This is a genomic window from Photorhabdus sp. RM322S (assembly GCF_042879395.1).
Lineage (GTDB): Bacteria > Pseudomonadota > Gammaproteobacteria > Enterobacterales > Enterobacteriaceae > Photorhabdus > Photorhabdus khanii.
Genome location: NZ_JBHFKW010000011.1, coordinates 50953 through 72826 on the forward strand (window position 1 = coordinate 50953; position 21874 = coordinate 72826).

Consider the following 21874-nt stretch of genomic DNA (forward strand, 5'->3'; position numbering starts at 1 on the left):
TTAAAAAAATATATTGTAATGTCACACTTGTAATGTAATGGCAACAGCGTTACATTAGTGTGTTATTTATACCATCTCTACAGCCAAAGGAGATTTAGAATGAATGTAACAATTGAGAATCGTAAAAATAAGACGCTCAACTTGAGGATTAGGCAGGAAGATCGAGATTTAATCGATAGAGCAGCAAAAGTAAAAGGCAAAACCGTCACCGAATATGTCCTTGATACAATCAAGCGTGATGCTGAAAACACCCTATTGGAACACTCATTTATGGTTGTTTCTCCAGAGGTTTTTGATGCTTTTATCGCTAAACTTGATGATCCAGCAGCACCAAACGAACGTCTTATCAAAACAGCAAACATGAAAAAACCGTGGTGATACAATGACATGTAATGGCCCAACTCCATTAACAGACGATCACAATTTAGATAGCTTTAATTCAGGGGTTGACACCCTTGACAATTGGTTAACAGACAGAGCATCAAAAAACCAAAAAGGAAATGCCTCACGAACATACGTTGTAAGCGAAGATAAAAATGTTATTGCCTATTATTCGTTGGCTACCGGCTCAATTATGTCGCAAGAAGCGATAAGCAAATTTAAGCGCAATATGCCAAACCCCATTCCGGTAATCATTTTGGGCCGTCTGGCTGTTGATAAAAATTATCAAGGAAAAGGGTTTGGCCGCTACTTAATTAAAGATGCTGCCATTCGTGTCACGCAAGCCGCAGATTTAGTTGGTATTAGAGGGTTAATTGTCCATGCTATCTCAGAAGACGCTAAAGCATTTTATAAATCTGTGGGTTTTGATGAATCGCCTTTAAACCCAATGACGTTAATGATCACATTAAAGGATTTAAAGACGGCTTTCGGAATCAAAGGTTAATGTATATTGAATAGCTATCTAAACCTTTTTAAATAATTAGCGGACACATAATAGATATTACGTGTCTACTTTAATTAACTCTATAAATCAAAGATTATATCTAATCAATGCAAAAACAAACTGCTACTTTATCGTCAAACATAGCTTCTACAACGTGAAAAAGCCAGTCGTAATGCTGCACCAACTTCCTCAGGGGAACTGTCCGCAGAAATTACGACATGATCAGATTCAGAAATACCATCTTCAGACCAGCCATCCAATTTTTCATGGCGGGATGGTCGTATCATTATTTGACCATCAAGCATGCAGATACCACAGCTTAACATTTTTTTAAATAATTGACGTTTTGAACGATAGCCATAAAATTCCATCATCTTAGTTATCCAATTTTTATACTGCTCATTACTTACATCATGATCAAAATAATCTCCACATTCATCAAGCGAGATTATTCTGCTTTTTGATAAAGCATCAAGTACAGCCTTTCCTAATTCTTGATCAGATACAATTGGCTGTAATAAATGTTTGCTACCTAAGGGATCTGCCCTTAATAAGCCGTTACCTGAATAAGTTTTAACAGAGTAAAAATCTCCATTAAACATAGCGGTTGCATTTAACCCTTGCTTAAAATCCATACTCATTATTCCACCACTGTAATTTTAGAGGTAAGGCTCACTTAATAACTATTCAAAGACGGATTCGACTAATAAGCTACCCTTCCATTTTTATACTTGCCTGTAAAATATGATCCATATCCAAGAATAGCTAAGAATTTTTCTTCTCTATTTATTTTTTCTACAATTTCTTTTAAGCATTCTTTAATGCCGTCCATACTACTGATTAGTCGAATCCACCGATAATTATTATTTTCAAATAGCAATATTATCAAAATAAGATTTATTTTTCCTATAGAAAAACAAACTCATTGCAAGCCCAATACAAATAGAAAGAACATGACCTGGCTTAGGGTAGTGAATATAAATAAGATCTAAAGCCATTGCCGGTAGCATGGAAAAAACAACAGCAAACTTTAATATACTAGAGGTATGCTCTTTGACAAAAACCATCAGCAATGCAAAGGAAGATACGCCCAAAACAGCTTGTGATGCTCCTGTACCAATATTCCAAGGGTAACTAACAAAGTTAGTGCTATAAAGAGTTCCCAAAGCACCAGAAGTAAACCATAAAACTAATAAAAATTTAGATCCAAGATGTTTTTCTAATAAAATTCCCAGTATGAAAAATGATAGCACATTGTAGACCATATGCAATTGTTTAACATGTATGAACTGAGAAACCAGAAGTCGCCAATACTCAAATTCATATAATCTATTTGGTGTTAACCCTCCATATTTCTCTAGATCTATAATACTTATTTTACCGATAAAGCTATCTGTTAATGAATATGAAACAAATGTGGAATAAACAATTGTCACACATACTATAAATACTGTTGTTATAGGAAATTTTTCAATTTGGAACATTCAATACTTCCTTCATAATCATTACATGACATCATAAATTATATCAGGTAAATCTTTCAGTTCAATATCTATATCATTCATTTTACTTTATTCTATGCTACGCTTAAAGTTAGTTACAATCTCAGGATTATCCAACCATCTTTTTATTAAGCTAGACCCATTAGATTGATTTTAAAAATAAAAACTAAATTTTCTTTTGTTTGTCAACTCCACTATCCATTGATAACCCAAAGAAATGTACTAGAACTGGTAAAGTGAATCTAATTGATTCCAATACTGTGTTTGGACCAGATTTGGAGTATAGAAATGATCTGTTGTTTGTTGAAGCCTCTAGTGCCAACTTTAGAATGCATGCTCTATCTGCATACTTCCTATTTAAATCTATGCATTCATCATACAATTTCTTATTCCAAACAATAGCCATAAATATTTTAGGTTTCGATGGATGTTCTAAAGAAGTTTTTAATACATCAAAATAACCTTCTTCACATCCATTGCAGAGAATTAAAATAGAAGGAATGTCCTGCTGATCGATTTGATAGTTTGAAACTGGCTTAAATAATGGAACAGTCTCTAATCTATGAAATTTTTCAACCATATCAGAATTTGGGTAATAATTTGTAGTTCTAATCGTCAAATCACTACTAAAATATTGATGTATTTTAATATCTAACAGACCAGGATTAGTCATGAAGTTCACGGTGTTGAAATCAAAATCGAATTTTTTTGAATGCATGGACTATTTGTGCAATAACACCTTTTGTCGATATAATTAACGATGGAAAATCATTTTCAATGACACTCGATAATGATTCATTTAATACCTGCTCATTATTAAAATTACTAATCCACGAATCAATATCATCTATCAACTCATCATATAGCTTCAATTTAATGTGAGGATCATAGTAACTTGCAGCAATCTCTCATACACTGAACCTTAAGCATTAAGTCTCTCGAAATAACCCGAATAACTTGTTATTGAATAAAAATCACCATTAAATACACATCTGGCATTTTTCCATCGTTCAAAAATCTCACTCATTATTTCACCACTGTGATTTTAGCGGTAAGGCTAATTTATAACTATTTAAACCTTTTTGAGATAATTAGCGGACACATAATAACTATTATGTGTCCACCTTAATTAACTCTATAAATCAAAACTCATAACTAATCAGTGAAAACAAACTATTGCTTTATCGTCAAACATAACTTCTACAACGCGAAAAAGCCAGTCGTAATGCTGCGCCAACTTCCTCTGAAGAACTGTCTGCCGGAATGACGACATAATCAGATTCAACAATGCCTTTTCCTGTCCAAAGCTCAAGTTTTTCATGGCCTGTAGGCCGGATTGTGATATTTCCATCCAGCAATTGTATTCCACAATCTCGCATTCTTTTAAATAATTGACGTTTTGAACGATAATCATAAGTTTTAATTAATTCATCAATCCATTCTTTATATTGTTCATCACACTTTTCAGGCTCAAAGAAATCATCTATCTCTTCTAGAGGAATGAACCTACTCTTGGATAACGCATCAAAAACTGCCATACCTAATTGCTCATCATCTATATCAGGGGATAGTAAATAATAACTCCCTTGTGGGTCAGCACTTAACATCCGATAACCAGAAAAAGTTTCAACACAGTAAAAATCGCCGTTAAACACGCATCTAGCATTTCGCCATCGTTTAAAGATTTCGTCCATTATTTCACCACTGTGATTTTGACATTAATATTTTTTTCTGCACCATAAGATATTGCACGGTTAATTTGCTCCCATTGATCTACCGTTGTAGCTTTTGGTACAGCAATCCGAACTTCACGCTGTGAAATCATTCCTGCATTTATAACCTTTTTATCCAGTCTCGCCTCGGTAAAGTTTACCGTGGCATCTATATTCCCTTTTATGGAAGTATAAAGTTGCTTAGGATCTTTAATTCTTGCCGCAGTACCAGTATCCAATGTCTTAACACTGGTAGCTATACCTGTTTTCTGATCATAAAAATCAAAAGTCTTAAACCCTTCGGGTAATCGAGTACCTTTAGGCATCTGCGTAGCAACAAAGTCCTCAAAAGGATACCCCTGTTTATAGTTACCTTCTCCCCACGTCATTTGGGTTTTGCTACCATCTTTTTCTACCCGATACACATGCCTTATGTCTACTGTTGGGTGCGGATCTTTTGATATCACTTTCGATAATTTAGCTGCACCAGATGTCGATCCCTTGACCGCGCCAAGGCCACCGGCTGCCATACTGGCTATTTCAGTAACAATTTTTCCTGCTTCCAAGCCAGCGTTATAGGCTCCCTCAGGACCCGCTTTTTCATATTCAGCTTTGACAATATCAAGCTGCTTGAGATAACCCTCCTTTGTTGCCTGCCAGATAAAGCCGGGCATATCCTCCTGAATCAATAGCGTTTTAAGTGCTTCAATGACTTCCGAAGGATTAGATACCGCTCCGACAATTGCCATCACACTATCATAAAGTTCTGACGGAATACCGGATATAAAACCCGCCGCTAAAGACCCGTCTTGCGTGTTACTAATCAAGCCCCATTTAGCAAAAATCTGCGCTTTTTTAAGGTAGTTGGATTCTGCGGCAAGCTCTTTCTCCATTAATTGCTGTTGGTGATGAGCCAGGTAATTGTAACGGAAAGTATTCTCCGCACCGCTTGCTCCACTATAAGCACCGTCTGCTTTACCGGTAAATACCGCACCGGCAAAACCACCAAAAGCACGGGCAATTTGCGCTTGCCGTTCCGATGTTCTCTGCCACTCTTCAGCTTTGATGATGTTATCACCCATCATGATACCAGCCAGTTCCGCAGCCAAAGCCCCCGCCATTGCACCTTTGGCATTTCCCCGGCCAATTTCAGCGCTGATCCCTGCCACAACTGCGTGGCTCAACGTTTTGCCCGGCACTCCCAATACCTCGCCATTATCACCAATCAATCTGGCACCCTCAGCATGAATCTGGCTGCCAATATTAGCCAACAGAGCAGTAGTCAAATTATCTTTAAAACTGCCGCCGTTAATGGTGGTATTCAGGCTGGAACTAATAATAGATTGGCCCGCTACCCGCTGGACGACTTTGTTCCAATCACCATTGCTGATTTGGGGTAATTTCGCTTTTGTCGGATCTAATTTAGTGCCATCAGCTGCTTTATCCCATCCCATATAGGAATCAAATCCGGCCAGTGCGCCACCAATCGCCATTGAGGTAATCGTTGATTTAATGACATCACTGCTACCCAATGCTTTTAGCGCTTTGGATATATCACCCTGATTGTCTACAATAGCGACAGCCGCCTGTGCAGCCAGTGATGACATACCCGCAGTTAACGCGCCACCCGCAACGCTATTACCCGCATAAGATGCAACAGATGCTGACAGAGAGCTGCCTGCTGTTGCCGCCGCCGCTGCAATAGCAATCACCGCAGAAATCACTGGATTTAAATGCTTGCTCTTATGATCCCAACTGTTATAAGCATCTTTGACCAAATTCCACTGAATATCTTTGTTCCCACTAAGCCCTTTCAGCCAGGCTGTTTCTGGCGTATTTCCCAATACTGCCAATACATTTTGTAATGATTGACCATTTTTTGCTTTAATATCAGCGCTAACACCATTTGCTGCATCTACGGTAAGTTTTCCGCCGATATGAATAGCAGGAAGAATCCACGTATCTTTGGTATAACCTTTATCCCTGTGTTTGATATAAAAACCTTTGGAGTTGGTAATGGTCTGCTCAAAAGTGGTATTTTTTACCGCCTTAAAGTTGACTTTACCGTGAGTGCTGGTCAGTTTGGCATTTTTATTAGTGGAGATTTTACTGGCTTCATAAGTGCTGTCATCCCGGCTTAACAGATTAATATCACCACCAGCGATAAATTCAGTGACTTTGTTAGTGACATCATGACGGGTACGTTTAATGGTTTTCTTCTTGCCATACCATTTACGCTTTGTCTCTGTTTTCTCATAGTGGCTGGATTCTTCCATCGCCTGAGCGTATAGATAACCCCCTTTTGCCGCGACATCCATCGCACCTTTAGCAGCCAGTTTGGTGGCCTGGAAAAGAATGCTGCCGTTTGAGATAACTGTTAGTACACCGCCGCTGGTCAATTCACTGCCTTGCTGAGTCACTGATTCGGTGAATTCCCTGCCACTTTCCCGGTAAGTGTGATTCTGCACCGATTCAAAACGCATATTGCCACCGGAAGAAATTGTTGTATTTCCTCCTGAGCTTAATGTGGCTCCTTGAGTCATCAGCGTTCCATTAGCAGCTACAGTAAGTTGTTTTCCACCATTGACTACAGCAACAATATGACGATCATCCTTATTGTTATCGTTCTTGTTATCAATAGCGGAATAGCCCAGTGCTAACAGATTAATATTACGACCTGCTGATAATAATGTGTTACCTTTGGCGTTAATTTGAGCCGCCTTTCCATTGATATCTGCACCACTGATAACACTAATATTATTTCCTGCGGTTATACGACTACTTAATTCCCCGGATCGAGACGAGGGAAATAACTCATTCTTGGGGAGGGGGACAAAACCCATTTGAAATAACCCATCAAATGTTCGACCTAATTCACTAGGATTAAATGGTCTATATGAGGGAACTGATTCACTTAATAAATGAGGAAATTTACGATGATTCAGTACAATATCTTTTGCAGAAGTTAAACTGATATCTTTACCTGCTGAGATATTAACACCTTCAGCACGTAACGTTCCTCCAGCATTAATCACAACAGAGCCTTTGGTGTCTAATTTACCTATTTTGGAGAACATATTATTAAAGAATTCTTGTTCTCTGTTGCCAGATAAACCTCCCCTCATTCGTTTATGTGTCAATAATGCGTTATTGTTATCAATAGTAATGTCATTGTTTGCGGCTAGAGAGATACTATTACTCTTAGTTAGGAATAAATTTCTCAGAAGAATATTCTTACCAGCATGTAATAATAAATCACCAGTAGCTTCCAAACTACTTATTTTACGCGTACCATCAAGATTAAAATACCCGGTATCCTCACTGCTTTTAAAACTTAAATCAGCATTTTTACTAATAGCGGTAATATTTTTACCCTTTAATTCCCCTTGTACAGAATTAATATCATTTGTAGCTGTCATAGATAAATCACCACCAGCTAAAATCGAGCCATATTTAATATCAATTCCGTCACCCGCAAGAATATTTATCCCATCAACAGATTTAATATTATTATCTGTGACATTTATCTTTTTTGAGTTCAACAATATATTTCTTGCTACTAATGCATCAGGTCGTTGAACCCCAGAGATTTCTGAAACTCCCTTGATATTAGAGATAGATGGAGTGTTAATATCAATATCATCTCTAAAATCAGCAACTAAATCCCCACCAGCTGAAATAGTAGCTAAATAATATTTTTTATTTTCCCATTCATTGGCCGATCCTGTATTTTTAAATTCAATATCATTCTCCATATACATAGGAAACTCATCTATCAAATGTTCCAATCCGATAATTAAATCCCTACTACTCTCAGTATCATTCAATGGATTGAAATCAGTTGAGAATTTAGTAAAATAATTTATCACCCCTAAGTTTTTAGTGAAATTTTGAAGAGTCAGGCCCGTAAGAAAAACATTTTTTAATGCTTGTATTGAGCTTGCTTCATTTAATATTTTATTTGAATTGACATACATATTACCACCGGAAAAAATGACAGCTTCTGATGTCGATTTACTTAAAATCAACTCTTTTCTACCGGTATTTATCCAATTATTTTTATTAAAATCGACAGTACCAAACCATTTCTTAACTTCAGTGTTCTCTAATACTGGTTTAAATCCATTTAAATGGTCACGAAATAGCAGTTCAAAACCCAAATATTCAATCTTATCCGAATCTGGGTTTTGTATTTTCCACCCAGTAACAAATTCACTACGAACATTATTTAGTTCATTAGTCCTAACAACCAAATCCCCTTTCACGGTCTTTATCGTCGCAGATTTATTCTCAATCAGTATACTCTTATTCCCCTGAGCATCTTTCTGTAACCACATATTATTATTGGCTTGCAGAAGTGCTTTATCTCCAGTATTGCGTAAAGTATCACCCAATATCCGCATATCCCGACCCGCAGTTACATTCCCTTTATTATCCAGTTTAGTACTTGCCAAAGTAATATCCCGTTCTGCCTGTACCTTGATATTAGGGGCAATATGCGTTTCTCTGGCACTGAGATTAAAATCCGTCTTAGCTTTGGCATTTCCCAGTTCGATTTTGCCATTAACGTTTAAAGTAATATCACGCTGGTCGCTGGTTAAATCTTTCAAATTAACCCCAACGCCATCTTCAGTAGCAACCAAGCGAATTTTATTGGCATACATGCCACCTAATGCCTTGGTATCAACGGCTAATTGAGGTTTAACGCCTTCCCCAGTGATTTTCTGCACGGTACCATCGTTAAAATCAATCCGATTAGCACCCTGTGTAAAGGACAAGTTGTTAGCCTGAATTTTTCCATTTAACTCAGTCGCCCGGCTGATAATGTCAATATAATCCGTCGCCTTGCCATCCAGCCCTTTGCCACCAATCGTAATCTGGCCTTTTTTGACTTCCAATGCTTCCAATGCACCCTGTTTGTCAAACTGAGGTTTCCCGGTAGTCACTGTTGCGCTGGAGGTATTAATAAAGCCACAGCCATCACAGGTAATGCCGTTAGGGTTGGCAATCATCACATTAGCTTTATTACCGACTACCTCCAGTTTGCCTTGCAGGTTAGACCGCCCGTTACCAGTGACTTCATTAATAATTAATTCGGCTGCTTTACCTTTCAAGTTGCTATTTGCATTTAATTGCCTGGCTAATTGAGATTTAGCCGCCTGAGTAGCGTTATTTAATACAGCTCCCTGAGTAGCAATATTAAACTCTTTATAGGTATTATGAGATATTCCGGCGCCATTAGGAGTAGCAATATTGACAACCGGCACATTGCCCTGATTTTGTACCTGTGTACGGTTATTGTCAGGTGTGATCCCAGCCGCTATAGCGGGATGCAGGGGGTATGTCGCAGTCAGATAAATTAAAAGATAACAAGCGCCCCTTGCCATAGGGTTGTTACATCTATCCATCATTCTATCCTTTTTTCTTAATTTAAATACAAGGTTATTGGTATAACTCCCTGTATTGCATCGCTAAAAAATCAGTGATGCAGACCAGTAAACCACCCAGTTATCTGGTTTCAGATGATCAGGGTGAGTCAATGGTGTTCCTAAAGTCATAGTCTGATTAAACCTGCGATTGGTCAGTGAGACGCCAAGCGCAGTGCCGGTGACATTACCGCCATCAATTTGTCCGGTTTTTTTCTGTAACCAGCCGGTATCCAATGCACCGGTTAAAGCGAGCTCCCCCAACACAGGAAGTTCTGCAACCCGCCAATTCAATTCATTACGCCAATATCCGCCGCGATTGCCGGTAAGATATTGCTCCTTAAATCCCCGGACAGAATATTGCCCGCCCAGTGATAGGCTTTCACTGGCGTAAAGGTTGTCCGGTGTGGTCTGGCCGTAAATAGATGAGAGGTAATAGATGAAATCCGTGACCGGAATAAAATAGCTGGCACTTAGACTAAATTTGCGAAATTGACTCCGTGGCATATCGGGGAAATGTGGGTCATCTTTTGTGGCACCTAACACGGATAAGCCACGGCTCAATACAGGATTGAAAGTGATATAGCCACCCGCCAATACTGAACTGTAATTAACGCCAAAGTTGATAACACTTAATGTCGAGCTGCTAATGGATAATTTCTTTCCCGCCATCACGTTGGTCGTCTGACGGCGCGTCATTCCTACATTCAGTGCCAGTTTCTGCTTACCATCACGATATAGCGTCCGATTTACCGCCAACCGATGAGTCTGGCTATCACCTTCATAGCGATTGGTTCGTGAACCTATCGGAATATCCTGAAAAGAATCATTCCACGCATATTGATAACTGAACAGCCAGTAACCATAAGGCACGGTCACATGGGAAGAGAGGCTCCGGCTCTGATGGTTATTACGAAAGTCACTGTTCCGACTAGCAGATAATGACCACTGATCAGCAAAATGTAACAGATTATCCAAACTCATACTGGCATTGAGTTGCCCAGTACCTGTACTTTTTTGACCGCTATTATCCGCACCAAAGCTGACACTGACCGGTAAACGAGTCGATATTCGTTTCAAGATAACTGTGGAATAACCGAGTTGCTTTCCCGGCTGAATATCAATCGTCATTTGTTGAGAAGGAAGCCGATTCAGTTGTTCCATCCCCTGTTCAATATCCCGTAGATTCAACGTCTTACCAACTATTCCTGGAAAGGCCATTTTCAATGAGAGCGGAGTTTCATCGTCAAGGCTGATTGATTCAACTTTACCTTCGCTCACGGTAATAATGAGAATACCGGTAGATAAATCCTGCGCCCTGAGTCCAGCTCGGGAAATGACATAACCCCGTTCGATATAGGCATTCGATACTTTACGCACCAGCCCATTAATATCCTGTAAGGTTAAGCAATGGGATAGATAAGGCTGTGTTAAACCGTCCCGCACTGATCGGGAAAGACTTTCAGCACCTTCAAATTGAATACGGTGAGTGGTATGACAAATAGATTCAGCGCCATCAAGCTTGGGCTCTAAAGATGGAGATAAGGTAATGTTATTACGTATAGCATCACGCTGCTGTTGAGCTTGCTGCAACAATGCCTTCTGTTGTTGAGTGATAATCTCCTGATCTGCGGGGCTAATGAACTCTGAAGCATAAGCCTCCCCTGATATCGCTAACTGAACAGATACCACCAACCCTCTTAGACAAACAAATATTCTTTCCATTGATAAATTTTATTTCATAATAAGTGAATTGTTAAAAGAATTAATAATGCTTATCTTACCCGCCAAATCAGATAGTAATAATGAGCACAACCTTTAAATGTGATCAATAACCTGATTAATTGACAATTAATAAAATTAGTAATTATTTATATTTACTCAAATACATAATTCAGTCTAATGCAAAAATATATAATGTAATTATTTATTTACATTTTGTGTAACCGTTATTTGACATAAATAAATTGATCCTTTAGCCTCCCTTTCTATAACTATTTCAATCAGTTCAGAAGCAGAGGAAAGCGTGAAGAATCGCACTATTGGCAGTATTTTTATCGTCGCCGGGACAACAATTGGTGCAGGGATGCTGGCTATGCCACTGGCTGCGGCCGGTGTTGGTCTTGGGACAACCTTCGTGATGTTAGTCGCTCTTTGGGTTTTGATGAGCTATACCGCTTTATTGCTGGTGGAAGTTTATCAGTACAGCCCAGCAGATACTGGCTTAGGAACCGTGGCAAAACGCTATCTGGGACGTGGTGGTCAATGGCTTACCGGTTTCAGTATGCTATTTCTGATGTATGCCCTGACCACCGCTTATATCAGCGGTGCCGGTGAATTGCTTGCAGGCAGCCTGTCTTCATGGCTGGATAGACCCATTCCAGTCTCATTTGGGATACTGATTTTCACCGTTGTCGCGGGTTGTGTTGTCACTATCGGTACTCAATCTGTCGATATGATTAACCGCCTGCTGTTTACTGCAAAAATCATCTTCCTGGTGATTATGTTGGCAGTCATGATGCCTCATATCAAAAACACTAACTTGCTTTCCATGCCCCTGGAGCAAGGTCTGGTATTATCAGCCATTCCCGTAGTATTCACCTCTTTTGGCTTTCACGGCAGTGTGCCAAGCATCGTGAGTTATATGGGCGGCGATACCCGCAAGTTACGCAAAATATTTGTTATCGGCAGTGCAATCCCTCTGACTGCCTATATTCTGTGGCAATTAGCAACACTGGGAGCGATTTCTTCCCATACTTTTGTCGGTATTCTGGCAGAACAGGCGGGGTTGAATGGGCTGTTACAGGCAGTGAGAGACGTCGTTGCCACTCCTCGTGTAGAGCTTGCTGTCCGTCTGTTTGCTGACCTGGCACTGGCAACCTCATTTCTTGGTGTCTCTTTAGGTCTATTTGATTACATGGCAGATCTGTTCAAACGCCGTAACAATGCGACAGGCCGCCTGCAAACAGGGGTGATTACTTTTATTCCGCCATTGCTTTGCGCGTTATACTATCCAAACTTTGTTATGGCTCTGACTTTCGCCGCAGTAGCACTGTCTATTCTTGCTCTGCTGCTGCCTTCGATGCTGGCATGGCGCAGCCGACAAATTGAACAAACAGCTTATCGGGTAATAGGCGGAAAACCCGCGTTGGTGATGGTATTTCTTTGTGGAATCGCAGTTATTGCTATCCAGATTGGTATTGTCAGCGGATTGCTGCCAGAAGTGGGTTAATCCTAGGTTGAAATTGTCCGCATCAGAAATGATGCGGACTGAGCCCATAAAAACCGTTTAGAAATTCAAACCGGCACCAACATAAAATCCATCAGCCAGTTTGTTATCCCTGTGCCCCTCTTTTCCTCTCATATTCATCACTCGATAACCCGCATCCACTGTCAGCGGTTTAAATACGGTAAAACGCAAGCCACCCGTCGCTTCAGTATAAGAATCAATGCCAGAAGTTAAACTGGATGGCGCACCGTAAACTTCACTGTACAGAGATAAAGATGGCATAACCGCCCAACTCAAACCCACACCGCCTGCCAATGCCTCACCCTTTTTCCCATCTTTAGGTGATAAATAGAGAACCTTACCGCCAATGCTGGCAGTCAATGGGCCGACGGGCAGACTAAAGGCCGTTCCCAAACTTCCCAGTTGCCCATTATGATCACTGCGTGCCCAGTTACCGTTAAAAGATAATCCAGCACCGTTATCACCAATTGCCGCTGAAGTGTTGGTGAAATGGCGACCAGCCTGAACATTCACCGAAATCGCATTTGCTGTCCCGGCAATGAACAATAAACTGGTTGCTGCTGCGGCAAGATAAGCCTTCATATATTTCCTCTTTATTTACTTAATGTTAAGCATCTTACTTAAATAGAACTAAACCTGTAGACAACAAAAGGAAATGAATCATCTATACTTACTAAATATGTGTGAATTTTTCATTTCATTTACTTAATAATTAACTATGCAAATAATTTTATATTAAACAGTAAAGAAAAAAACAATAAATAACTTATAGAAAAAACACAACATTTGAATTTTAACATTTGACCAGAACTGTTTTTTTTAATCAGCGATTACGCTGTTTTTTTTCATGTAAAACAGGAGAAGTGTGATGAAAAAGAGAGGACTGACAACGAATGCCGGAGCCCCTGTCGTTGACAATAATAATGTCATAACCGCAGGCCAACGTGGTCCTATGTTGTTACAAGATGTTTGGTTCTTAGAAAAACTTGCCCATTTTGACCGTGAAGTTATTCCAGAGCGTCGTATGCACGCCAAAGGCTCTGGAGCTTATGGGACCTTTGTCGTTACTCACGATATCACTAAGTACACCAGCGCTAAGATTTTCTCTGAAATAGGCAAAAAAACAGAAATGTTTGCCCGTTTCTCAACCGTCGCCGGTGAGCGCGGAGCAGCAGATGCGGAACGTGATATTCGTGGTTTTGCGCTTAAGTTCTATACCGAAGAAGGTAACTGGGATTTAGTCGGTAACAATACCCCGGTATTCTATCTTCGTGACCCCCTGAAATTCCCAGATCTTAACCATGTTGTTAAACGTGATCCGCATACCAATTTGCGTAATCCCGCCTATAAATGGGATTTCTTCTCTCATCAACCTGAATCACTGCATCAATTAACCATTGATTTCAGTGACCGTGGTATACCCAGATCTTTCCGCCATATGCACGGTTTTGGTAGCCATGCATTCAGCTTTATCAACTCAGATAATGAACGTTTCTGGGTGAAATTCCATTTCCGTTGTCAGCAGGGCATTAGAAATCTGTTGGATGACGAAGTGGAAGCGCTGGTCGGTAAAGATCGCGAAAGTTCTCAGCGTGACTTGTTTACCGCAATTAAGCAAGGAGATTATCCACGCTGGAAATTAAAAGTTCAGATTATGCCAGAGAACGAAGCTTCTCAGACGCCGTACAATCCGTTTGATTTGACAAAAGTATGGCCTCATGGCGATTACCCAATGATTGATGTCGGTTATTTCGAGCTGACCCGTAACCCTGAGAACTACTTCTCAGAAGTTGAACAGGCCGCTTTCAACCCTGCTAATGTTGTGCCAGGTATCAGTTTCTCCCCTGATAAGATGTTACAGGGCCGCCTGTTCTCCTATGGTGATGCTCAACGTTATCGTCTTGGTGTTAACCACCATCAAATTCCGGTTAATACACCTCGTTGTCCGTTCCATAATTACCACCGTGATGGTGCAATGCGCGTGGATGGTAACAGCGGAAACACGGTGACTTATGAACCAAACAGTGCAGGATTGTTCCAGGAACAACCTGAATTCAAACAACCATCATTGTCTTTAGAAGGAGATGCCGATAACTGGAACCATCGTCAAGATGAAGATTATTTCAGTCAGCCCTGCGCACTGTATAACTTAATCAGTAGTAAAGAGCATCAGCGTATGTTTGACCGTATCGCCAGTGAACTGTCACAAGCACATGGAGAGACTCAACGCCGTCAGGTTGAGCTATTTAGAAAAGTTCACCCAGAATATGGTGCTGGTGTCGAAAAAGCACTGCAAAAATTAAAGACTGATTGCTAACAACACCGTATCATTAATTATCTCTGCCCATGACTCCATTAGCGATAATGGGCAGTACGAAATTCAACATATTGATAGCAAATCAAAATAGCTCAAGAGCAACCGGGTAAATCCAATACCCAGTTTTTGATCTGCTGACGGGATATTTTAATACCATCATTTTTAAACTGCTGAGGTAAGAGATAGTAAGCTGCCGGACGCTGAAAAGCCGCCAGTTTATCAACCAACCATTCAGGTAATAAGTCAATAATTTCAGGTGAGTCACTATCAATGACAACAACAGGCCGATAACCAAATTCAGGATCGGGCACCGGAACAGCAAAACTCTGTTCTACCTGCGGATAGGTGTTAATCATTCGTTCAATCTCTTCCGGTTGAATGCCTTCTCCACCGCTGAAAAACTGATTATCCATCCGGCCAAGTATGCGTAATTCACTCTGTTGTATTACTCCCCGATCACGGGTATGAAACCAGCCATCACGATCAACCAATGGTTGTAATTTTCCATCCAGCCAATATCCACAGGCTAGGCTGTCAGAACGAATTTGAATCTCCTCCTTGATTAAACGAACTTCCTTGCCCGGTAATGGATTTCCCACGCCAGGAAACTCATCTGCCCGTTTAACGCATACCGTTGAAGCCAGTTCGGTTAAACCATAACTACACCAACAACGAATACCTTGCTGCTCTGCCCTTTGCGTCAATTCAACGGGGATCATTGCCCCACCCAACAGCACCTCTTTCAAATTCGGCGGCTGATTTTGTGACTGCTCCAGTAACCGCCAGAGCTGAGTCGGAACCAATGAAGCGTGAGTACAATCGGCTAAAGCATGCTCCAGTGGATTGATATTTCTCAATACCAAAGAAGCCCCTCTCATTAACCAACGCCAGATAATCCCCTGACCAGATACATGAAACAACGGCAATGAAAGCAACCAGCTATCTTGCTGCTGAAAATTCATCACAGAAAGGACATCCCGCGCACTGGAAAGATGTGCATGAATTGAGTGAACGGCAGCTTTCGGTAACCCGGAAGAGCCGGAAGTCAAAATCATACTGGCGGGACGCATTGCATCCCATGCTACTGAATTATCATCAGAATTCAGTGGCTCACTTTGCCAATCAAGGGATCTGGCCTCTATAGCGGGCAAGTCGCCACTATAGAAATCAGCAACAAAATCAATATTCAAATGTGGCAGTAATTCAGATAGAAGCACTTCAGGCAATTGAGGATTCAGCGGCAACACCCGCGCACCACACTGTAATGCAGCGAGATAACTCAGTAACATCTGTTCGCTATTTTTCCCCCGCAGCATGACGCCACTGCCCTCAACTACCCCTTGTTGGCGGAAATTTGCCGCTATCGCATCCAAAGTAGCAACCAACTGATGCCAGTTTAAAACGCGATCACACAACCTAATGGCAATATTTTCGGGGCTAAAAGATGCCCAGTAGCGCCACGGCCACTGGGTAAATGGATTTAACTGCACCATGCGATTTCCAATTCATCCAATCCTGTCACTGGCATCGTGCTATCCGGCCAGCAGCGCACTAACTGAGACTGAACAAGTTCCAGCGTATCCAACCCTGGAATGGAAGCAGGCGTCAGCCAATGAGCAATGCGGGCAAGTTGAGTCAGACCAAAACTGGTTTCAATACTGGAACTGATCACCGCTTCCAACCCAGCATTGCGCGCTGTTGAAATCAACTGACAACAACGGGCAAGACTTCCTGTCAAAGTAGGTTTGATTACAATAGCCGCAACACCTTCCTGAGCCTCCACATTAAAACCTTCATCACGGAGACTTTCATCCCAGGCAATGGCGATCCCAGTATCACGGGCAAAAGCGAGAGAGTCTGCCGGGGTTTGGCAAGGCTCTTCCAAAAAGGCAATCCGGTGGCGGTAATCAGGATCGATATATTTAGCGAAACCATTCGCTTTAGCACGACTCCAACTACGGTTAGCATCCAGTCGCAAAGATAAATCGGGTACAGCTTCCAGCAGAACATTAACCACCATACCGTCACGCACCGCTTCGTACAGCCCGACTTTCACTTTGGCAACTTTTTGCCCACTCATTTCACCAAGACGAACAATCAGCTCATCAGGATCACCGTTACACAGTGGCGCTTTCCGGTAATCAGCTGCTTCCGGCAATTCACCCTGTAATTCAGCTAAAGCGCAGCTAATCCCAAATGCCACAGAAGGCAATTCACTTTCGCCCGGTTCAGCACCAAGGCACCACTGTTTAAGCCATTCCACCGTTGCTTCCCGCGCCAGCTCAACAGTTTCTTTGCTAAATTCCGGCAGGGGTGAAATCTCACCCCATCCCTGGTGATCATTTTTCTGCAAGTGCACCAGAAAGCCATCGCGGGTTTTAAGCCGCTGATATCGCAGTATAACGCCGGCCTCCATCGGCAGTCTGAACCGGTATAAAGTCGCAATACGCATTATGGGTTACGTTTAAACTTGCTGAAATCAGGTTGGCGTTTCTCATTAAAGGCGTTACGCCCTTCCTGACCTTCTTCTGTCATGTAGAAAAGCATTGTGGCGTTACCGGCCAGCTCCTGCAATCCAGCCTGGCCGTCACAGTCAGCATTCAACGCCGCTTTCAGGCAACGCAGGGCTATTGGGCTATTTTCCAGTATTTCACGGCACCAGCGGACCGTCTCTTTTTCCAGATCTGCATAAGGTACAACCGTGTTAACCAACCCCATATCCAGTGCTTGTTTTGCATCATATTGACGGCACAGAAACCAGATTTCGCGGGCTTTTTTCTGACCGACAACCCGTGCCATATAAGATGCTCCCCAACCGCCGTCAAAAGAACCGACTTTAGGCCCAGTCTGACCAAAAATAGCGTTATCAGCAGCAATAGTCAGATCACACACCAAGTGCAATACATGACCGCCCCCAATCGCATATCCGGACACCATAGCAACGACGGGTTTTGGACAGGTGCGGATCTGGCGCTGGAAATCCAACACATTCAGGTGATGGGTGCCTCTGGCATCTTGATAACCGCCGTAGTCACCCCGGACTTTTTGATCGCCACCGGCGCAAAAGGCCTTTTCACCCATACCGGACAGGATAATCACACCGATAGTGTCATCATAACGAGCATCATCCAGCGCTTGCATCATCTCTTGAACAGTCAATGGGCGGAACGCATTACGTACTTGCGGGCGATTGATGGTGATTTTAGCCATGCCATCGGTGGATTTGTGATAAAGAATATCTTCAAATTTTTCAGAGCAGTCCAGCCACTCAATCGGGGCATATAGCTCTTCTTCGCTCGGGTAAATCATATTCGTATTCCTTCAACCAAAGAGTGATAAAAAATGGTTTACTGCCGCAGCAAACGCCGCCGCGTTCGATCGGTGAGCATTATGCCCAACATGCGCAATGGTTTGCAGTGGTAAAGCGCAGTACTTTGCTACTTGCTGAAATTTTTCGTCTTTTTCGCCACACAGATAAGCAAAAGGCAACGCCAGTTGTTGCAGTTCAGGCACCAACCAAGGCTGATAACCAAGCGAGGTATTTTCCAGCATATCAGCCACACCACCGCCATGATTATGGCGGCGCATCTTAATCAGTTGTCGGCGCTGCTCAGGTAATAGATCAGAAAAAACCGCCTGCTGATACCAATCGGACAAAACCTGTTCAATCGGCTGAAAACGAAAACGTCTGGCCCAGCGTCTATCATGCTCAAGACGGGCATTTCTTTCCTGTTGGGAGAACAAACCAGGATTTCCTCCTTCAACCAACAACCCACATAATCCCCGATGATGACCATAGCAAGCATAATTCATGGCGATACGGCCCCCTAAGGAGTAGCCAATTAGCCAATATTTATCAATTTGCTGCTCAGTTAACGTTTCAGACAGAAGACGGCTCATTTCCGTGAAATTTTTTACCTGAATATCCCTGGAATCACCGTGACCGGGTAGATCGATGACTAATGAGGGATATTGAGCACACAAATTCACTAATGGCAACCATTCATCGCCACTGCCCAAGAATCCATGCAACCAAACCAGCCAAGGACGGTCATTGTGACCGTTGAACTTGCGACAAGCCAAACTCACAACATAGCCACCTGTTTTAAAAGCTGTTGCAAACACTCAGCCCCTTCTCTATCCGGTACTTTCAGCTCAATCAGCAAAGTTTCATTTTGTTGCCATGCTTGCTCAGTACATTGCCGCAATTCAGCCAAATTTTGTGGACTGGCATATTTCAGGCCGAACATCGCCGCAACATGGTCAAAATTAACGTACTGAGGCATACAGTAAAAACGTTGCCTTTTTTCTTCCGATGTGGGAAGTAAAGAGAAAATTTGTCCGCCGTTATTATTCACCACGATTAATACAGTTGGCGCAGAAGGATGACGTAACAGTGCCAAGCTATTCAAATCATAAAGTGCAGATAAATCACCGATAATCGCCAGAGTTGGCTTGGCCGTTGCCCGTTGCACGCCTGCCGCAGTGGAAATCAATCCATCAATACCGCTTGCACCCCGGTTACTGTAAACCGGATACCCTGCCGGTAATTGCCCCAGTGCATCTATCAAACGAACAATCAAGCTGTTACCCACAAATAACTGCCCACCCTCAGGCAGTAATTCATGTAATCGATAAGCTACGACAGCTTCACTGAATTTACCTGCTAATTCTGATCTGACGCAGTTAACCGCTTTCTCTGACCAGATCATAAGCGCTTCTGCCCACGATGTACGCGATTGTGCCGGATGAACCAGTAACCAGTCAGCAATATTGCAGGTTAATTTTCTGCCACGATGATTAGCGGGATCAAGCCGGCCTGGGATTGGATCAATAATCCAAAACTCCTCCGGCTGGCATTTAGCCTGCCACTGTAACAGGCGTTTTCCTATCAGACTGGAACCAAACTGAACCACCAGTTGCGCTTGCGCTAAAATTGCCTGTGCGTGAGGATTATCCAACCATAAATCGGCACAAGGCAATGGTTGCCCGGTCTGTGAAAGCGCATTGCCAATCAGCGGCCAGCCCAATGTTTTCGCCCATTCAGCAACATAAATTCCCTCTTCAGCACTCATTCGTCCAGCCAATACAACCCCTTGTTGCTGTTGCCAATAGCTCCAATCCGGCACTTCTGCCACAGCACAGGTCGCCGGTTGACTCAACCAAGGCCGGTTGTTTTTCCACCAGCTGCCCAACTGTTGCTGCCACTCATAATAAGCAGGCTCTTCATTACCATATAAAGGTTCAGCGAATGGACAATTAATATGCAAAGCACCATGTTGCAAGTTCGCCATACCATTATCTATGACAGAAACCAGCCAGCTTGCAGCGATATCGTCTGTTGGTCTTGGCAAAGAAATTGTCTGGGATGGATGAGAAGCAAAAATACCCTGCTGATGAATAGCTTGATTCGCCCCACAATCCATTAACTCCGGTGGCCGATCGGCAGTCAGGAAAACCACGCGTTCACCCGTTAAGCCGGCTTCGATTAATGAAGGATAAAGGTTCGCCACCGCCGTCCCGGAAGTGACGATAACGGCGACAGGCTCTTTACTTGCTTTGGATAATCCCAACGCCAGATAGCCCAATCCGCGTTCATCAAAATGGGTATGACAAATCAGTTTGTTATTCTCCGCTGCGGCCATTGTTAAAGGTGTGGAACGTGAACCTGGCGCAATGCAAACATGATGTAATCCGTGGCGGGTAAGTGCTTCCAATAAAAGTTCCGCCCAGCGGCGGTTAAATGCGCTGTTTGACATATTTTACTCAACAAAACATTGTAAAAGCCCGCTGTCAGCCTAACGACACAGACAATTTTTTCTTTATCCTAGTTCAATGAATTGCCATTTAATCGAAGACTTATCCCATCAAATCACATTCTCGATCATATGCAGGCGCATACTTTTCCTGTATCAGCGACCACCTTGGCAGTTTGATTTACAACCTTGTCCCAAAAGACATGATAAAAAGTAAGATTATACGGAGCATTAATAATAATTAAAGCCCTGATTATTTGTATCGTTATGCTTATTTAATTCCATTAGCAGCGAAGGCTCTCTCTCCAACGTTGAAACCGGATAAATCAGAAGTTTTTCCCTTCCGACAACGAATATTAAGTTCATTAATATGATCAATTTGCACTATGTAATTGGCAAAAGGCGAACTCTTTCAGTTACTGCTAAAAACTTACTAAATAAAGACCGTTATTATAAGCCAGGAAATAAAACAAACCTTTATTTCCCGAATAAAATCCTTTCTCTAAAGAACATATCTTATTTGTACAATAGTAAAATAGAATTATAAAAACACCCCCCTTACTTGTTAATTCCGGCCATTATATGAACAATTAAGACTTTAGTTAAAATATGGATCTGAATCTTTATTCCATGACACAAGATAAATAGGCTGCAATCTTATCCACTTTTTAAACACGCCATAAACGGTAAATCAAAAACATCCAGCTTATCCTTTATAAAAAGACCATATTACCTGCCTCTTAAATCAAAAAGGGAGAGATTATATAATCATCACACAGCAATATAAATGTAATTATTTGTTTTAAAATACATTTTCACATAAATAGCATTTAAATATTTTATATTTTTCATTCTAACATCAAGAAATAACATAAAAACCCATAACAAATAAATAAGAAAACCAAAGTATTATTTTAAAAATAAACAACTAAATAAAAAATAAATTTACAACATTTAAATCCTAAAATTTTATATTTATCAATTTAAAATATCAATATCCAATGCAGATCAAAATACAGACAAAT

16 protein-coding genes are annotated in these 21874 nt (G+C 41.6%); 4 read left to right on the top strand and 12 right to left on the bottom strand.

The genetic code is table 11. The annotated features are described in order from the left end of the window. The first annotated feature begins 99 nt into the window (after nt 1-99). Complete coding sequence (locus ACGF63_RS08775; RefSeq protein WP_036848211.1) at nt 100-378, top strand: DUF1778 domain-containing protein; 279 nt, start codon at nt 100-102, stop codon at nt 376-378. A gap of 4 nt (nt 379-382) precedes the next feature. Beyond that, nucleotides 383-886 (top strand): GNAT family N-acetyltransferase, encoded by a 504-nt coding sequence (locus tag ACGF63_RS08780; protein ID WP_036848214.1) that lies wholly within the window; start codon nt 383-385, stop codon nt 884-886. Between the two features lie 134 nt (nt 887-1020). Here the strand turns inward: ACGF63_RS08780 and ACGF63_RS08785 are convergent, their stop codons facing one another. The 6 genes from ACGF63_RS08785 to ACGF63_RS08810 form a co-directional block, all read right to left on the bottom strand. Further along, on the bottom strand, nt 1021-1527 hold the full coding sequence (locus ACGF63_RS08785; RefSeq protein WP_036848215.1) for a contact-dependent growth inhibition system immunity protein: 507 nt from the start codon (nt 1525-1527) through the stop codon (nt 1021-1023). A 228-nt stretch (nt 1528-1755) separates the two neighbouring features. Continuing rightward, nucleotides 1756-2370 carry a rhomboid family intramembrane serine protease gene (locus ACGF63_RS08790; RefSeq protein WP_036848217.1) on the bottom strand — a complete coding sequence of 205 codons (615 nt, stop codon included), beginning with the start codon at nt 2368-2370 and terminating at the stop codon, nt 1756-1758. A 184-nt stretch (nt 2371-2554) separates the two neighbouring features. After that, a complete protein-coding gene (locus ACGF63_RS08795; RefSeq protein ID WP_131601519.1) occupies nt 2555-3061 on the bottom strand; it encodes a hypothetical protein in 507 nt (168 codons plus the stop codon). A 514-nt stretch (nt 3062-3575) separates the two neighbouring features. Next, nucleotides 3576-4082: a contact-dependent growth inhibition system immunity protein gene (locus tag ACGF63_RS08800; RefSeq protein ID WP_036848221.1), complete on the bottom strand. Its 507-nt coding sequence runs from the start codon at nt 4080-4082 to the stop codon at nt 3576-3578. After that, a complete protein-coding gene (locus ACGF63_RS08805) occupies nt 4082-9508 on the bottom strand; it encodes a DUF637 domain-containing protein (RefSeq protein ID WP_387630251.1) in 5427 nt (1808 codons plus the stop codon). The genes ACGF63_RS08800 and ACGF63_RS08805 overlap by 1 nt, the downstream gene beginning before the upstream one ends. A gap of 63 nt (nt 9509-9571) precedes the next feature. Continuing rightward, a complete protein-coding gene (locus ACGF63_RS08810; protein ID WP_387630195.1) occupies nt 9572-11251 on the bottom strand; it encodes a ShlB/FhaC/HecB family hemolysin secretion/activation protein in 1680 nt (559 codons plus the stop codon). A gap of 301 nt (nt 11252-11552) precedes the next feature. Between ACGF63_RS08810 and tyrP the strand changes: the two genes are divergently transcribed. Next, on the top strand, nt 11553-12758 hold the full coding sequence (tyrP, locus tag ACGF63_RS08815; RefSeq protein WP_387630197.1) for a tyrosine transporter TyrP: 1206 nt from the start codon (nt 11553-11555) through the stop codon (nt 12756-12758). A gap of 57 nt (nt 12759-12815) precedes the next feature. On the opposite strand, the gene ACGF63_RS08820 is transcribed toward tyrP, so the two are convergent. Next, nucleotides 12816-13358, bottom strand: coding sequence for a YfaZ family outer membrane protein (locus ACGF63_RS08820; RefSeq protein WP_036848232.1), 543 nt, complete (start codon nt 13356-13358; stop codon nt 12816-12818). 286 nt (nt 13359-13644) lie between these two features. Between ACGF63_RS08820 and ACGF63_RS08825 the strand changes: the two genes are divergently transcribed. Continuing rightward, the gene (locus ACGF63_RS08825) at nt 13645-15093 is read left to right on the top strand and encodes a catalase (RefSeq protein WP_152961652.1); all 1449 of its coding nucleotides are present in this window, start codon (nt 13645-13647) and stop codon (nt 15091-15093) included. Between the two features lie 92 nt (nt 15094-15185). Here the strand turns inward: ACGF63_RS08825 and menE are convergent, their stop codons facing one another. Genes menE through menD form a run of 5 tightly spaced genes read right to left on the bottom strand, consistent with a single transcriptional unit; the run spans nt 15186 to nt 20852 of the window. Beyond that, nucleotides 15186-16586, bottom strand: a complete 1401-nt coding sequence (gene menE, locus ACGF63_RS08830) for an o-succinylbenzoate--CoA ligase (protein WP_152961651.1) — start codon at nt 16584-16586, stop codon at nt 15186-15188. Further along, nucleotides 16574-17545 (bottom strand): o-succinylbenzoate synthase, encoded by a 972-nt coding sequence (gene menC / locus ACGF63_RS08835; RefSeq protein ID WP_387630201.1) that lies wholly within the window; start codon nt 17543-17545, stop codon nt 16574-16576. The genes menE and menC overlap by 13 nt, the downstream gene beginning before the upstream one ends. Further along, nucleotides 17545-18402, bottom strand: a complete 858-nt coding sequence (menB, locus tag ACGF63_RS08840) for a 1,4-dihydroxy-2-naphthoyl-CoA synthase (RefSeq protein ID WP_152961649.1) — start codon at nt 18400-18402, stop codon at nt 17545-17547. The genes menC and menB overlap by 1 nt, the downstream gene beginning before the upstream one ends. A gap of 12 nt (nt 18403-18414) precedes the next feature. After that, the gene (gene menH / locus ACGF63_RS08845; RefSeq protein ID WP_387630254.1) at nt 18415-19182 is read right to left on the bottom strand and encodes a 2-succinyl-6-hydroxy-2,4-cyclohexadiene-1-carboxylate synthase; all 768 of its coding nucleotides are present in this window, start codon (nt 19180-19182) and stop codon (nt 18415-18417) included. Further along, on the bottom strand, nt 19179-20852 hold the full coding sequence (menD, locus tag ACGF63_RS08850; protein WP_387630204.1) for a 2-succinyl-5-enolpyruvyl-6-hydroxy-3-cyclohexene-1-carboxylic-acid synthase: 1674 nt from the start codon (nt 20850-20852) through the stop codon (nt 19179-19181). Before menD ends, menH begins: the two co-directional genes overlap by 4 nt. Between the last annotated feature and the right edge of the window lie 1022 nt (nt 20853-21874).

Excerpts from the sequence above, each read along its gene's own strand:
- ACGF63_RS08775 (WP_036848211.1), top strand. The coding sequence starts at position 100 with ATGAATGTAACAATTGAGAATCGTAAAAATAAGACGCTCAACTTGAGG.
- ACGF63_RS08780 (WP_036848214.1), top strand. The coding sequence starts at position 383 with ATGACATGTAATGGCCCAACTCCATTAACAGACGATCACAATTTAGAT.
- ACGF63_RS08785 (WP_036848215.1), bottom strand. The coding sequence starts at position 1,527 with ATGAGTATGGATTTTAAGCAAGGGTTAAATGCAACCGCTATGTTTAAT.
- ACGF63_RS08790 (WP_036848217.1), bottom strand. The coding sequence starts at position 2,370 with ATGTTCCAAATTGAAAAATTTCCTATAACAACAGTATTTATAGTATGT.
- ACGF63_RS08795 (WP_131601519.1), bottom strand. The coding sequence starts at position 3,061 with ATGACTAATCCTGGTCTGTTAGATATTAAAATACATCAATATTTTAGT.
- ACGF63_RS08800 (WP_036848221.1), bottom strand. The coding sequence starts at position 4,082 with ATGGACGAAATCTTTAAACGATGGCGAAATGCTAGATGCGTGTTTAAC.
- ACGF63_RS08805 (WP_387630251.1), bottom strand. The coding sequence starts at position 9,508 with ATGGATAGATGTAACAACCCTATGGCAAGGGGCGCTTGTTATCTTTTA.
- ACGF63_RS08810 (WP_387630195.1), bottom strand. The coding sequence starts at position 11,251 with ATGGAAAGAATATTTGTTTGTCTAAGAGGGTTGGTGGTATCTGTTCAG.
- ACGF63_RS08820 (WP_036848232.1), bottom strand. The coding sequence starts at position 13,358 with ATGAAGGCTTATCTTGCCGCAGCAGCAACCAGTTTATTGTTCATTGCC.
- ACGF63_RS08825 (WP_152961652.1), top strand. The coding sequence starts at position 13,645 with ATGAAAAAGAGAGGACTGACAACGAATGCCGGAGCCCCTGTCGTTGAC.
- menE (WP_152961651.1), bottom strand. The coding sequence starts at position 16,586 with ATGGTGCAGTTAAATCCATTTACCCAGTGGCCGTGGCGCTACTGGGCA.
- menC (WP_387630201.1), bottom strand. The coding sequence starts at position 17,545 with ATGCGTATTGCGACTTTATACCGGTTCAGACTGCCGATGGAGGCCGGC.
- menB (WP_152961649.1), bottom strand. The coding sequence starts at position 18,402 with ATGATTTACCCGAGCGAAGAAGAGCTATATGCCCCGATTGAGTGGCTG.
- menD (WP_387630204.1), bottom strand. The coding sequence starts at position 20,852 with ATGTCAAACAGCGCATTTAACCGCCGCTGGGCGGAACTTTTATTGGAA.